Annotated in this window: 17 protein-coding genes; 13 read left to right on the forward strand and 4 right to left on the reverse strand. The window is 39.2% G+C overall.

The window, feature by feature from the left end; translation table 11 throughout:
• Positions 1–70 precede the first annotated feature (70 nt).
• A complete protein-coding gene (locus METTI_RS03345) occupies positions 71–478 on the reverse strand; it encodes a heat-shock protein (RefSeq protein ID WP_245596078.1) in 408 nt (135 codons plus the stop codon).
• 573 nt (positions 479–1,051) lie between these two features.
• Between METTI_RS03345 and METTI_RS03350 the strand changes: the two genes are divergently transcribed.
• From METTI_RS03350 to METTI_RS03375, 7 genes are all read left to right on the forward strand, one after another.
• Positions 1,052–1,981, forward strand: a complete 930-nt coding sequence (locus tag METTI_RS03350; RefSeq protein WP_023844407.1) for an ATP-grasp domain-containing protein — start codon at positions 1,052–1,054, stop codon at positions 1,979–1,981.
• On the forward strand, positions 1,978–2,967 hold the full coding sequence (locus tag METTI_RS03355) for a hydantoinase/oxoprolinase family protein (RefSeq protein WP_023844408.1): 990 nt from the start codon (positions 1,978–1,980) through the stop codon (positions 2,965–2,967). Before METTI_RS03350 ends, METTI_RS03355 begins: the two co-directional genes overlap by 4 nt.
• Positions 2,968–3,092: 125 nt before the next feature.
• Positions 3,093–3,731, forward strand: a complete 639-nt coding sequence (locus METTI_RS03360) for an amino acid kinase family protein (RefSeq protein WP_023844409.1) — start codon at positions 3,093–3,095, stop codon at positions 3,729–3,731.
• An 88-nt stretch (positions 3,732–3,819) separates the two neighbouring features.
• Positions 3,820–3,987, forward strand: a complete 168-nt coding sequence (locus METTI_RS15485) for a zinc finger domain-containing protein (protein WP_023844410.1) — start codon at positions 3,820–3,822, stop codon at positions 3,985–3,987.
• Between the two features lie 10 nt (positions 3,988–3,997).
• Positions 3,998–4,267 (forward strand): elongation factor 1-beta, encoded by a 270-nt coding sequence (locus METTI_RS03365; protein WP_023844411.1) that lies wholly within the window; start codon positions 3,998–4,000, stop codon positions 4,265–4,267.
• Positions 4,268–4,732: 465 nt separating this feature from the next.
• Complete coding sequence (locus METTI_RS03370) at positions 4,733–5,005, forward strand: CxxC-x17-CxxC domain-containing protein (RefSeq protein WP_023844412.1); 273 nt, start codon at positions 4,733–4,735, stop codon at positions 5,003–5,005.
• A 186-nt stretch (positions 5,006–5,191) separates the two neighbouring features.
• Complete coding sequence (locus tag METTI_RS03375; protein ID WP_023844413.1) at positions 5,192–6,499, forward strand: ammonia-forming cytochrome c nitrite reductase subunit c552; 1,308 nt, start codon at positions 5,192–5,194, stop codon at positions 6,497–6,499.
• Positions 6,500–6,508: 9 nt separating this feature from the next.
• On the opposite strand, the gene METTI_RS03380 is transcribed toward METTI_RS03375, so the two are convergent.
• A complete protein-coding gene (locus METTI_RS03380) occupies positions 6,509–7,288 on the reverse strand; it encodes a winged helix-turn-helix domain-containing protein (protein ID WP_023844414.1) in 780 nt (259 codons plus the stop codon).
• Between the two features lie 218 nt (positions 7,289–7,506).
• On the opposite strand from METTI_RS03380, the gene METTI_RS03385 reads away from it, so the two are divergent.
• From METTI_RS03385 to METTI_RS03405, 6 genes are all read left to right on the forward strand, one after another.
• A complete protein-coding gene (locus tag METTI_RS03385; protein ID WP_023844415.1) occupies positions 7,507–7,746 on the forward strand; it encodes an MTH865 family protein in 240 nt (79 codons plus the stop codon).
• Between the two features lie 151 nt (positions 7,747–7,897).
• Positions 7,898–9,904, forward strand: a complete 2,007-nt coding sequence (locus METTI_RS03390) for a cation:proton antiporter domain-containing protein (RefSeq protein WP_023844416.1) — start codon at positions 7,898–7,900, stop codon at positions 9,902–9,904.
• Between the two features lie 345 nt (positions 9,905–10,249).
• Complete coding sequence (locus tag METTI_RS15660) at positions 10,250–10,417, forward strand: hypothetical protein (protein WP_023844417.1); 168 nt, start codon at positions 10,250–10,252, stop codon at positions 10,415–10,417.
• Positions 10,418–10,526: 109 nt separating this feature from the next.
• Complete coding sequence (locus tag METTI_RS03395; RefSeq protein WP_023844418.1) at positions 10,527–10,850, forward strand: cupin domain-containing protein; 324 nt, start codon at positions 10,527–10,529, stop codon at positions 10,848–10,850.
• A 207-nt stretch (positions 10,851–11,057) separates the two neighbouring features.
• Entirely contained in the window at positions 11,058–11,300 is a 243-nt protein-coding gene (locus tag METTI_RS03400) for a hypothetical protein (RefSeq protein ID WP_023844419.1), read from the forward strand.
• Positions 11,301–11,486: 186 nt separating this feature from the next.
• Positions 11,487–11,810 (forward strand): DMT family transporter, encoded by a 324-nt coding sequence (locus METTI_RS03405; RefSeq protein ID WP_023844420.1) that lies wholly within the window; start codon positions 11,487–11,489, stop codon positions 11,808–11,810.
• 5 nt (positions 11,811–11,815) lie between these two features.
• Here METTI_RS03405 and METTI_RS03410 read toward each other — a convergent pair whose 3' ends face one another.
• Entirely contained in the window at positions 11,816–12,607 is a 792-nt protein-coding gene (locus tag METTI_RS03410; RefSeq protein WP_023844421.1) for an ABC transporter permease, read from the reverse strand.
• A complete protein-coding gene (locus METTI_RS03415; RefSeq protein ID WP_023844422.1) occupies positions 12,607–13,239 on the reverse strand; it encodes an ABC transporter ATP-binding protein in 633 nt (210 codons plus the stop codon). Before METTI_RS03415 ends, METTI_RS03410 begins: the two co-directional genes overlap by 1 nt.
• Positions 13,240–13,250 lie beyond the last annotated feature (11 nt).

A 13,250-nucleotide genomic window follows, 5' to 3' on the forward strand; every position in this document is an offset into this window, starting at 1 on the left:
TGGCGAAATGAAGTGTACAAAAAAGCAAATAAATCCATATTTAGGGCTGATCTTCTAACACTAAAATTACTTAAAAAACATTACTAAACTTATGCTGCAAAACACGTATCAACAGCATGCTTGCTATCATACAAACCGCAAGAGCTGAAACTACCTGGTCAGATCCAATCTCAGTAATACCACCGCCAATAGCAAACCTGACACCACTGAAAAATGCAGTTGCAGAGAATGTAGCTACAAGACTTATGATTGCTCCGCCAACAAGAGAGCCCATATAATCTGCTCCCCTTGATTCAAAAAACACAGAACCTGCTATAAAAATCACTGCAAAAATAAGAAGCATTACAGCCATAGGAACTGGGGTGCTGCCTTCGCGTGCCATGCTCATTAGCCCAAAAGCCACACCGATCATGAAAACTGCCATGGTGGTTGATACAACCAGTGCCTGCACAAATGGGTTTTCCGTATTTACATCCATATTCATCCCAGTCCTCTATCAGTAATCATAGTATATAGTCATTTTTAATATAAAGCAAGAAGAGATACATGTACACATATTATATGCACAATATGACATGCAGAGATGATATTGCAACTACTATAAAACAATAACATAGAACTTATAGCACTGTTAAAACAGATTGATACTAAGTAGCAGGAAGAGCAAACCATTGCGTCCAAAGTGTACCATAAAACACAATGGTTTCTTACTCCTCTACTCACTTACTTCCGATACGGGCCTCTTTTCTTTATAGTAGTATCCTATCGGGATAGACACTACTTTTTGTACCCCCGCCGTAAACCGGTTAAACCCGGCTCCAACCCGACGCACCTAAATTGAGATCAGATCTCAACTCCACTTACCAAGTAAGTAATAATAGTATATAACACAAATTCGGTTAAATTTACTATCACACATCAAATTTTAATGCCATTGAAATTTTAGACAGCATTACAACAAAAAGAGAGAAAAATATGCTGCTAAAAAACAGAGTATATAAAGCGATATTAATAGTAAAGGATATATCAAATAAATGCAGTTGCATCCAGCATGAAAATACTGCTTGCTGAATACGCTATGGGAATTGGCCTGGGTGGAACATTGCTTCTGGAAGGAAAAGCAATGATAAGCACGCTTGCTGAAAGTTTCACACGCCTTGGACATGAGGTCAGCTATCTGAGCGCGGAAAGCAAGCTAAAATACGGAAAATCCATAATATCTGATGAGAATACATTTGAAGACGTGCTGGAGAGATTTTCAAAAGAAAGTGATGCTGGACTTGTTATTGGTCCTGATGAACTTCTTGGGGGACTCACAGAGATAATTGAAAAAAACACAGTAAACCTTGGTTGCTCCTCGGAATCAGTCCGTTTGTGTGCAGATAAACTTACATGCACAAAAGTATTAGAATCAAGTTCAATTGCTGTTCCAAAAATAATGGATATGGAATCCAAAGGAAACTATGTCATCAAACCCAGGTACGGATGTGCTTCTGAAGGTGTCAGACTCAAATCTGCAGAAAAAATGGAAGAACAGGCAGATGAGTATATTGCAACTGAATATGTTGAGGGAGAGCACCTCAGCGTAAGCATGATATGCGGACAAAAATCCCTTCCTTTAAGTCTGAACAGGCAATTAATTGACATAAAGACAGAAAATGGCGAAACAATTTTTGATTACAAGGGAAACCAGGTACCATATAGAGCAGAATTTGAGGAAGAAGTATTCACCACCTCAAAGAAGACAGTTGAGAAACTGGGATGTAATGGATACGTGGGAATAGATATAGTATATGGGGACAAAACATACGTAATAGATGTGAACCCAAGACCAACCACTGCAATATTCGGACTTATCAGGACACTTGAATGCGAGATCGGAGATTTGTTACTTATGAATATGTTTGGAGAACTTCCCGAATCAGTCAGACTTACAGGGGAATGTTCTTTCACCAAAGATGACATTGAGGATATCATATGAGAATAATAGGTATCGATATTGGCGGTGCGAATACTAAAATAGCTTCCGCTGACAGAAGAATAATTGAGCTACATTACATACCGTTGTGGAAAGACACAACTCTGCCCGAATCACTGGAAGACATTGCTGCTGAACTTGAACCGGACATGGTCAGTGTGGTTATGACAGGAGAACTGGCAGACTGTTTTGAGGACAAACTTCAGGGAATCCAGTTCATAATGAAATCTGTTGATGAGGCCTTTGATTGTAAAACCATGTACATTGACAGCAACGGACATTTCTACGATGAATCCTCAAGCCTGCGTGAACTTGCGGCAGCAAACTGGGCTGCATCTACAAGATTGATAGGTTCTGAGATCGGAGATTGCATATTCGTTGATGTGGGAAGTACCACCAGTGACATAATACCTATTAAAGACGGAAAACATGTTGCAGGACTTACCGATTTTTCGAGGCTTGTACGCAGCGAGCTATTCTATGCCGGAACACTCCGTACAAATCTTGCTTACCTGCTTGATAAAGTGAAGGTGGCCGACGGTGACTGCAATATTTCCTCTGAGCTTTTTGCAAATACTGCTGATGCCTACCTGCTGCTTGGAGATATCACTGAAGAATTATATACCTGTGAAACCGCAGACGGCGCAGGCAAAACCAAAACAGATGCCATGAGAAGACTGGCAAGGGTTGTCTGTGCAGATCTGACTGAAATATCACCGGATGAAATTTACAATATAGCAGTTCAGGTAAAGGAAAAACAAATAAGTCTTCTTTGTGAAGCAATATCGGTTGTTGCTGAGAAGAATGGACTCAACAGGATAGTTTCCGCAGGGCTTGGTGAATTTATGATAAGGGAAGCAGCAAAAAGACTTGGGTTTGAATGTGTGTCTGTTGCTGAAAAATGGGGAACTGATATTTCCAAGGTATTCCCTGCATACGCTGCTGCAAGGATATTGGAAAACAGTCTTTCACATCCCGGAAAAGAATAAAACTTAGAAAAAATACAACTAATATATAATACATACGCTATCATATGAGCTATTACATGAATTAGATTTACCGGCGATATTTCAGTATCAAACGTATCTTAAAACATGTGGGGGAGCTGACTGTAATGAGAACGGTTGTGAAACTGGGTGGAAGTCTGATTAAACACTCAACTTCTATTATAACTGCCCTTGAAGAACATTTCGGAAATTGTGACCAGGGAAATGATCATTCTATATTGATAGTTCCCGGTGGTGGTGTATTTGCAAATTCCGTCAGGGACATCAGTGAAGAATGCTCAATAGGTGACGATGCAGCTCACTGGATGGCAATTCTTTCAATGGAACAATATGCATACTTCCTGATAGATAAGACAGGAGTCAACTATGTGGAAAATATACATGATTTCCCTTCAGGTGTTTCTGTGCTTATGCCATACAAAACATTGAAGGAGACTGACAAGCTGCCTCATTCCTGGAACGTGACATCTGATACCATAGGAGCATGGATAGCAAAAGAAACAGGATCACGATTTGTTAAAGTAACTGATGTTGATGGGGTGATAGCAGATGACATTATCCAGAAATGGATGACAGCCCTTGAGCTTTCACGGATGGGAGTTACCTGTATTGATAGTTCACTACCAGGATTTCTAATGGAGAATTTGATGGACTGTGTTGTAGTCAATGGAATGTATCCGGAAAGGGTCATTGATGCTGTTATTGGAAAGAATGTAATTGGCACTCATATCAAGGGGAATATTTAAATTATATACTGCGTATGTACTGAAATCACTGACATGCTGATTTTCAGTATTTTATGATCATACATTACTCGCAATAAGGAGATTTTAAATGGCAAATAAAGTTGATAATTGTACCACATGCAACAAGAGCCTTGTGGAAACAGGTTGCGTACGTTTCCCATGCCCCGTATGTGGTAACGAGCTTGGAAGATGTGCAAGCTGCAGACAGCAGAGCAATCCGTATGAATGCCCAAAATGTGGCTTTAAAGGAGCATAAGGTGAGATAAATGGGAGAAGTTGCAGCAACAATGAAGATTATGCCAACAGGCGTAGATGTAGACCTCGAAAAGCTTAAGGACGACCTTATAGCAGCACTTCCTGAAGGCGCAGAATACGGCACCCACGAAATACAGCCAGTTGCATTTGGACTTAAAGCAATCATTATGGTAGTCATTGTAGGTGACGGAGAAGGCGGTACCGAATCTGTAGAAGAAGCCTTTGCAGCAGTAGAAGGTGCAGAGAGTGTTACAGTAACAGATGTCGGAAGACCTGTCTAAATCTCTCAATTTTTTTCTTTTTTCTTCATTTTTACTTTGTATTTTTGTGTTTTAAATCCTGTAAGTTCCTTTAATGAGACACTAGAACTATTAAGCAGATAGCCGTTGTTGATAGCTTTTTTTACATTAGCATAGCTTTTTATATTTATCCGGCCTATCACAATATTGACAGTTAACTTACTTGCGGGTTAAGAAAGGGATAATTTCATCTGGCTACTTCTTTTAAGTTAATCGTTAACAAGAGAGCGTCGTATAGATTGCGGGATAGAGGTTCCCGTCTCAATGATAACTGCTATAGAATCACAACTAAATGCCCACCGGGCATTATACAATAATCTGTATCCAGTAGTTGTGACTATGTTCAGCTGCATTAATTGTAGACTTGATAAGAATCAAAATTGAACGAATCGTGCGAATAATCTTGACCCAAAGATAACTGGCAATAAACAACAAAGGAAAATAAATATGAGAGACGACAGAAGCAGTGGATTCAGAGGCGGTTCAAGAGACGGAAACGGCAGGAATGATGGCGGATACAACAAAGGTCCAAGAGGAGGAAACCGTGGTGGTGGCGGTGGCAGAGGAGGAAACTTCAGACAGAACAGCGGCCCAAGAGAGATGCACAAGGCAACCTGCTCAGACTGCGGACAGGAGACAGAAGTACCATTTAAGCCAGCAGAGGACAGACCTGTTTACTGCAGGGAATGCTTCCAGAAGCACAGACCTAAGAGATACTAAGATATTAATCTGAAACAAAGATCCCGGCAGACAATTAATCATGCCTGGATCAAAATCTTTTTTCTTTACTTTTACTGATTACACATTCACACATCAATAGGCATAAGTGTAATCCTTTTGTTGCCATACAAATAACTAAATATGTGGCAGATCCATTTTCTAATCAGGGAAAAGAAGGGTTGGTTTATGAAAAAAGCAACAGCTTTTGCTATTGCGATAGTGCTTATGGCAATACCTGCCGTTATTGCAAATGCAGCATCCACAGAAGAATGTAAAAAGTGCCATGAAGATGAATATAAAGCATGGAACTTGTCTGCCCATTATGATAATGACGGGATAATTTTCGGCAAACCCGGGCCTGAAGCTTGTATTTTTTGCCATTTTGGAAGTACGCCACGACTTTACAGTGTAATGTATGGAGAAGTATCAGCAGAGTCACCTGAATGTGAAATGTGCCACAAGCCTTCGGTAAATGGATTCACTACACATATCACTACACCTTCAGAAGCAGTTCCGCCACAAAATTTATCAGCAGAAGTTTGCGAGGATTGCCATACAAAACCCCACCATATTATCTATGAAGAATGGAACGAATACAACAATAGTGACTATGATTCCAGCTCAATGGAAAGTCACTCAGAACCATCTGAAAATGGAACTTACATGCAGAACAATGGTTCTGAATCCAGGGTTACCTGTGTAATGTGCCATGAACCACATAGTGCACAACTCAGAATGGATGCTCAGGAACTTTGTGAAAGCTGCCATAGTTATGAGATTGTACAGGAAACTGAAGAAAATAACTCTGACTTTTATGGCGGACCTCAGTGGGAAATGTATAACGGATCAATTTATACTAACGGTGTACATGCTGTAAACCTGAAATGCATAGACTGCCATATGGCAACAATAATTGATGAAAACGGAGAGCAAAAGCTTGTCACAGGCCATTCATTCAACTTTGACCCTGTGCTACTGTCTGATCCGGATTCAGGGAATATATGTAAGAAATGCCACGTTACAGGTCACGAGGAAATACCTGAAAGTGGCGATTGTAATGAATGTCATGAAGTATCCCTTGCTAACATAACATCCAGTAGACAGGAAATAACTGCCAGTAAACTTCAGGAACTTGAAATACTTCAGGAAAATGCCAGCACTATTCTGCTTACGTCAGAATCAAACGAAAGTCTGGAAAAGTTGACAGCAGACTATAATGAAGCAATATCCTACATCGAATTTGTAAAAACAGATGGCAGCCTTGGAATGCATAATTCCGAAAGGACGGAGGAAGAACTGGCAAAGGCAGAAATCATATTTCGCTCAATAACAGGGGAAGAAAATACCTATATTGAAGTTGAAGATGCAGAAATTGCAGGAAAAGAAAAAGAAGAAGAAAATACTGTCGCCAGCACAGGGATTGCAGACTTATTCCTGATAATTAGTATAACAGCAATTGTTATGGCGATGTCAAAAAAGAAAAGAGGAAAATAATTGCCAGAATTATCCTATGTCCTCTTTTTGCTCTTCAGTCTCAGGTTCAAGGGCAGAATATATACTGCTGACACCTTCCATGACTTTGAAACCTTTTCCGGTTATCATGTAATCGCCCCTTTCATGCCTCTGGATAATCATACCTTTCTCAACAAGTTTCTGCAGGTGGAAGAGAAGATTTCCACCTCTGAGACCGGTTAGCTTTGAAAGTGCAGAGAAACTCTTAGTTTCAGCGGATATCGCCTTGAGTATCTCGAATCTCTTCTGGTGACAGAGAGGTTCCAGTATGTTATCCACCACTTCTTCAGGAGGCATCAGGCTAAGATCCTCGCGTTTGTCCTTATTAGTCTCATATATCCTCATGGAACGCATGAGAGTTACCTGTCTTGAGAGAATATCAGATGCTTCTGCAAAGCAGATATCACATTTATCGTAAGGCACCATTGTTCGAAGCTGTTTAAGTTCAAGGCGGTTTTCTTCAATTGCTGCTTCATTTACAGCACCTCCCCTAATAAGACCTGCATTCTTTTCCAGAATGTTAGAAATCAGGCCCTTGCAGTCATTACGCATCTCACACTTTTTTACCATATTTTTTTCAAGACCTTTTCCGGCATCTTCCATTAAATGACGAACAATTACTCCGGAGTAATCGTTCTTCACATTATTAACCATCATATCGAGATGCTGATGGTTGGATGAGTCCATGAAAGAACGAATATCACTCTGAATATCGGAAAGCATATGCTTTATGTCAGAAAGGTCTGAGTTGAAGTCATTGTCCGGGATCATAGAATGAAGTTAGTCCTGTTTAGATAAATAGGTTTGTGTATAATACAATAAAGTCATTTAAGTACACTCCATTATACAAGGTATATTGTAGTGCCGATTAAGTATATATCAGAAACTGTACTATTAGGTATTGCTGACACACACTCCGGAGTTAAGCATCAGCACCCAACCAAACAACCAACCTGAAAAACGAAATAATAAACAATGGAGATAGTAAAATGAGCGTAAAAGAAGATATACACAGCCAGATTGTCGGTGGACTTGCAGATGCAACATTCCCAATTGAAACCCCTGAAAAACTCCTTGCAGCATTCCCTGCAGGAGCAGACACAACCTGTAAGTCAGGAGACGTATCAGTAACAGCAGGTGAGGCAGGCGGACTTCTCACAGCTGAAGATTTCCCATTCAAGAGCGCAACCGAAGTTGCAGATGTAATTGTTGAGAGGGCAGGACTTTAAGCCCTTCCAACTTTTATCATTTCCCTTTCCATGAAAGCACACCCTAAACCTATACCTCCTTCAGACACAATCTTTTTTAAATCCGGCAACCACTGTTAATGTATAATATTTTAGATTTACAGATATTAACAGTGGAAGTTGTGATAAGATAATGGATTTGACATTATTTACTGACATAGGAATTATTTTTGGATTATCGATAGTCATTTTACTGCTTTTTAACAAAATGAAACTTCCTTCCGTCCTTGGATTTCTTGTGACAGGCATGCTTGCAGGTCCTCACTGGCTTGGAATTATCAGCAGCATGAGCGAAGTAGAAGCTCTTGCAGAAATTGGCATAATACTCCTGCTTTTCACTATTGGAGTGGAAATGTCAATTCGGGAGCTCTGGGAAATCAAAAGACCTGTGCTTCTGGGAGGAACCTTACAGATTGGAACAACTATCCTGCTTGTCTATTATATTGACATCTATCTTGGATTTAGTTCAGGAACTGCACTTTTCATAGGATTTCTTATTTCTCTTAGCAGCACAGCCATTGTACTCAAATTACTTCAGGAAAAAGCAGAATTAGACACACCTCACGGCAAAACTTCCCTTGGAATTCTCATTTTCCAGGATGTAATGATCGTCCCCATGATACTGATAACCCCTATTATTGCCGGGGCAGCCACAGAATCCGGAGATACATTTAGCATGTTCCTGCTAAAAGCAATTGGAATAATTATACTTGTCCTTGCAAGTGCCAGATGGATTATTCCATCACTGCTTTACCAGATTGCAAAAACAAGAAATAGGGAACTATTCCTACTGAGTATTGTATTTATCTGCCTTGCAACTGCATGGCTTACTTCCAGTATAGGACTTTCACTTGCCCTTGGAGCTTTCATGGCAGGACTGATTATATCAGAATCCGAATACAGCCATCAGGCCATGGGCAATATAATGCCTTTCAGGGATATCTTCATGAGTTTTTTCTTTGTATCCATCGGAATGCTGCTTGATATCAGTTTCTTTACGGATAACGTTGTCTATCTGCTACTGCTGGCAATTGCAGTTGTGATTATTAAGACAGCTACGGCGGGTCTGGCAGCCCTTGTACTTGGATATCCGCTTCGTACAATCATCATAGCCGGACTTTCACTTGCACAGGTTGGAGAATTCTCATTTGTGTTGTCAACATTCGGACTTGAATATTCCCTGCTTGACCAGGACATGTACCAGATCTTTCTGGCTGTTTCCATAATTACTATGGCTGCAACTCCTTTTATCACAGAGTCGTCATACGGGATATCCGAAAGAGCATCAAAAGTTGTACCTTTCCAGAAGCTCATTAACGGGTTTTATACGAGTAGCATTATATCAAAAAACATTGATGAGACACTTGAAGACCACCTTATAATAATTGGTTATGGGTTCAATGGTAAAACATTGTCCCATGCCGCAAGGAATGCAGGTATACCCTATGTGATTATTGAGACGAACCCTGAAACCGTACGTCATGAAAAGAAAAAGGGTGAAAAAATAATCTATGGTGATGCAAGTCATGAAGCAGTACTTGAATCGGCAAACATAGGTTCTGCCAGAATCCTTGTTGTAGGAATTTCCGATTTTGTTGCCACCAGAAAAATAATAGACATGGCAAAGAGTCTGAATCCTGAAACGTATATCATTGCAAGAACACGCTATGTAAGTGAGATGAAAAGGCTCAATGAACTTGGTGCTGACGAGGTAATTCCAGAGGAATATGAAACATCGGTCGAGATATTTGTGCGCCTGTTGAAGAAATACCTCGTACCGGAAGAAGAGATTGATATATTTACACGGGAAGTCCGAGCCAACGGGTACAGTATGCTCAGGAAATCCTATTCAAAAGATCAGGAAAGACATTTCAATCTAAAGGATGAGCTGCCGGGGATGGAAGTCAGCACTTTTAAAGTAGGGCAAAGCTGCCTTGCCAATGGAAAAACACTCAGTGAGCTTGGAATCAGAAATCGTCATAAAGCAACTATTCTTGCAATTCAAAGGGAAAATGAAACGATTACAAACCCTGATGGGAATATTCCATTGTATTCGGGAGATATCTGTATTATTTTTGGAAAACCTGAAGACCTGCATAATATCCGGGAAATGTTTAAGGGACCTTCATGTCAAATATAAACATTTTAGTTGCGGCAAAATGGACAAAATAGTACGTAGTAAAATACGGGTCATCTGCAACCATTCAGACTCACTTCCGTAGATAAAGAATTAGAAAACAATTATAACATTAAATCATGATATTAAATGTATAAAAAAGTATTGGAATATAACAAAATATTCCGCAATAATGTGGATAAGAAATTACCCGAGCGTATTATGTTCATTGATAAACAGAAAAAACAATAGAATATAGAGATTACATGCGTTTACCTTATATGGGAGAAAATAAGAGCACTAATTGAAGAGGGAAACCTCAAAAAATTAAAAAAACAGAATATTAAATCTGTAAATGGAGAATGAAATATGGAATGGAAGCTGTCTAGAAAGACGCAACAGCGTTTCAGGCATTTCAGAGTCTGGAAAGATTTCGAACAACTTGATGCAAAGCCAGAAAACTACAAATGTGCATCATCAAAAAAATCAACTTGCGCTGTAGGATTTTTAAGACCTTCCATTAGTACGATGTACTGATAAGCTAGACTGGAAGACTTATTCTTTCCAGCAGCTGGGTTGGAAACCCTTCTTTTTTTACATTTCTCAATGCAAAATAATAAATTGGCATAAGCTGTAAGTTTATTTTATGTTCAGAAAACATAGTGAATCTGATTACAAAGAAGTACTTCCCGGAATCAGGATGAAAACAATCGTTTACGGGGAGAAAACCCTGATGACAGAATTTTTGTTACAGAAAGGAAGTCATTTACCCTCTCATGAACATATACATGAGCAAACAGGTTACATGGTTTCCGGAAAAATGTTACTTACAATTGGCGATGATACTCACGAAGTAACGACTGGAGATTCATGGAACATACCTTCGAATGTTTCACACGAAGCAAAAGTAATTGAGGATTCTGTTGCAGTGGAAGTATTCTCCCCACGCAGGGATGAATACCTTGACTGAGCAAATTAAATTGTCATCACCCTTTTTTACTCATTTTTTCACTATTTATTGGCAACTTTCTAAAAATCTGTACCAACATAGTTATTATATCAATACAGAAATACAAGAAACTTATATATAGTAAATAATAGCACATAAGAATCCGATGTATGATAAATCATACAAGAACCGACTTGTAAAAACCATACTGAATTGAAAGGTGAAAAAATGAAAGACACATGGGAAAAAGTCTTTGAATACGCGTCTTCCCCGCTTCATGGAACTATGTCCAGAAAACTCAGGGAAGGAGTAGACATCCAGGTCAATGAAGGAAAAGTTTACTCAAAAGCAGTCCTTTTCCTCGGGGAACAGTTCGTACGTATTACAGAGGATGAAAGCGGTCAGAAAGTCAACACATACTACGACTGGGAGAAAATTGAATCTGTAAGAACATATAGCAAAGGAGAGTAACACTCTTTGCATATGATCCCGAATGATGGATAATGGTATTATCCATTTATTTTTTCAAAAACTGCAAGCATCAATATTATTGATTTAGAACTTGTCTTTTAATTTCCAGAGCACCTCTGCGGCAAATCTGGATACTATAAAGTAGCTATAGGTAGTACTCAGTTAAAATGAGAAAAGGAGAGGAAAATGAGCTATCTTTATCTGGCATTTGCTATCATTTTTGAGATCTGTGGAACTACATGCATGAAACTATCTGAAGGTTTCACAAAACCTTTGCCCTCGATATTGATCTTTGTATTTTATGGAATCAGTTTTATATCATTTACCATTGCACTGAAGAAAATAGAAGTGAGTGTAGCCTACGCTATTTGGGCCGGGCTTGGAGTTGCATTTATATCCTTGATAGGACACATTGGATTCAATGAACCTACGCCAGCTGTCAGAATTGCATCCCTTGCACTCATAGCTATTGGAGTTATAGGACTGCACATGAGTAGCAGTTTAAACTGAAAGCTTCAGGGATTTCGGAGCATTTCTTTTTTGAACATCCCATAATCATCAAAACCCCTGTAGATCAGGACAAGCACACCCAGAAGTACATTTACAATGGTTGTGACATATATTGCAAGCATGATGGCTATCTGATACTCTATTGCAACAAGAGGACTTGCACCTGCAAGTATCTGACCTGTCATCATTCCAGGAAGAAAAACGATTCCAATTGTAGCCATATTTGCGATTGTAGGTTTTAATGCAACCCTTATGCTCTTACGTAAGTATGGGACAAGTGCCTCTGTCTTTTCAGCACCCATAGAGAGACGGAAAAGATATCGGTTCTCATTTCTCTGTATTTCACTACAGAAATGTTCCATGCCAATAACATTGGCTTTAAGTGAATTACCCAGTACCATACCTGCAATTGGTATGAAATACCTTGCATCAAAAAGGTCATTAAGGTTTATTATGAACTTGTTAAAATAGAGCAACATGATATAATTCGTTACTGCCATGAAAACAGTAAGTAATGGAAGAAGATTTCTCGTTTTCAACTCTGCATTTTTCAGAACAGTCTGTGATGCCACAAAAATCATGACAAACACCCATGCAATATTGAGAAATGGATTATTCAAGTCAAATACAAAAGTTAGAAAAACACCTACAAAAAGCAGTTGAATGACCATTCTTAATGCACTTTCAACTGTAGATGAAATGAGTTTCAGATTCAGGTAATAGCTAATAAGGATTGGTATGAGCAGCAGGAAAAAGGAAAAGAACATACCTTCAAGACTGATATCATATGTATCCATCAGTTCACCCCGGCTGAGAAATCAATTACTTTCATTGCTTTGCTTTCCCACTCCCTGTCATGGGAAATAGCAAGTACCGTCCAATGTGGATTATCAAAGAACATATCAACAACTTTTTGTTTCAAACCTGCATCAAGCTCTGCGGTAACTTCATCCAGAAGAAAAATGTCCTTGCCTGAAAGTAGCGCCAATACAAGAATAACTCTTTGTTTTTCACCACCGGACAGCTTCATGTAATCTTTGCCAAGTATATCCGGAGAAAGAGAGAGTTCACTAAGGGTCTTCTCCATATCATCTTTTCCAGGCTTATCCGTATTTGCCCTGAATGAAAATATCTCTTCTATAAGGTCAGCCACCTTTCCTTCTGCTATATCCGTGTCCTGAGACACATAAGTAACCTTTTTTCTGATATCCCATATATTGATGACATCAATAGGTACGCCGTCAAAGAATATCTCACCGGAATTATATTTTCCAAATCCCATTATCATTCTGAAAAGTGTTGATTTACCGATTCCGGATTTTCCTCTTATGAGAATTTTTTCCCCCTTTGAGACTGAGAAATTAAAATCTGAAAGAATTGTTTTTCCATCATAACTAACAGAAAGGTTTTGAACATCCAATATCCCCATTGTGATTTACC

The sequence above is a fragment of the Methanolobus tindarius DSM 2278 genome (genome assembly GCF_000504205.1).
GTDB lineage: Archaea > Halobacteriota > Methanosarcinia > Methanosarcinales > Methanosarcinaceae > Methanolobus > Methanolobus tindarius.

Bases quoted from the DNA above. Each gene is read 5' to 3' on its own strand.
- METTI_RS03345 (WP_245596078.1), bottom strand. From the start codon at position 478: ATGGATGTAAATACGGAAAACCCATTTGTGCAGGCACTGGTTGTATCA.
- METTI_RS03350 (WP_023844407.1), top strand. From the start codon at position 1,052: ATGAAAATACTGCTTGCTGAATACGCTATGGGAATTGGCCTGGGTGGA.
- METTI_RS03355 (WP_023844408.1), top strand. From the start codon at position 1,978: ATGAGAATAATAGGTATCGATATTGGCGGTGCGAATACTAAAATAGCT.
- METTI_RS03360 (WP_023844409.1), top strand. From the start codon at position 3,093: ATGAGAACGGTTGTGAAACTGGGTGGAAGTCTGATTAAACACTCAACT.
- METTI_RS15485 (WP_023844410.1), top strand. From the start codon at position 3,820: ATGGCAAATAAAGTTGATAATTGTACCACATGCAACAAGAGCCTTGTG.
- METTI_RS03365 (WP_023844411.1), top strand. From the start codon at position 3,998: ATGGGAGAAGTTGCAGCAACAATGAAGATTATGCCAACAGGCGTAGAT.
- METTI_RS03370 (WP_023844412.1), top strand. From the start codon at position 4,733: ATGAGAGACGACAGAAGCAGTGGATTCAGAGGCGGTTCAAGAGACGGA.
- METTI_RS03375 (WP_023844413.1), top strand. From the start codon at position 5,192: ATGAAAAAAGCAACAGCTTTTGCTATTGCGATAGTGCTTATGGCAATA.
- METTI_RS03380 (WP_023844414.1), bottom strand. From the start codon at position 7,288: ATGATCCCGGACAATGACTTCAACTCAGACCTTTCTGACATAAAGCAT.
- METTI_RS03385 (WP_023844415.1), top strand. From the start codon at position 7,507: ATGAGCGTAAAAGAAGATATACACAGCCAGATTGTCGGTGGACTTGCA.
- METTI_RS03390 (WP_023844416.1), top strand. From the start codon at position 7,898: ATGGATTTGACATTATTTACTGACATAGGAATTATTTTTGGATTATCG.
- METTI_RS15660 (WP_023844417.1), top strand. From the start codon at position 10,250: ATGGAATGGAAGCTGTCTAGAAAGACGCAACAGCGTTTCAGGCATTTC.
- METTI_RS03395 (WP_023844418.1), top strand. From the start codon at position 10,527: ATGTTCAGAAAACATAGTGAATCTGATTACAAAGAAGTACTTCCCGGA.
- METTI_RS03400 (WP_023844419.1), top strand. From the start codon at position 11,058: ATGAAAGACACATGGGAAAAAGTCTTTGAATACGCGTCTTCCCCGCTT.
- METTI_RS03405 (WP_023844420.1), top strand. From the start codon at position 11,487: ATGAGCTATCTTTATCTGGCATTTGCTATCATTTTTGAGATCTGTGGA.
- METTI_RS03410 (WP_023844421.1), bottom strand. From the start codon at position 12,607: ATGGATACATATGATATCAGTCTTGAAGGTATGTTCTTTTCCTTTTTC.
- METTI_RS03415 (WP_023844422.1), bottom strand. From the start codon at position 13,239: ATGGGGATATTGGATGTTCAAAACCTTTCTGTTAGTTATGATGGAAAA.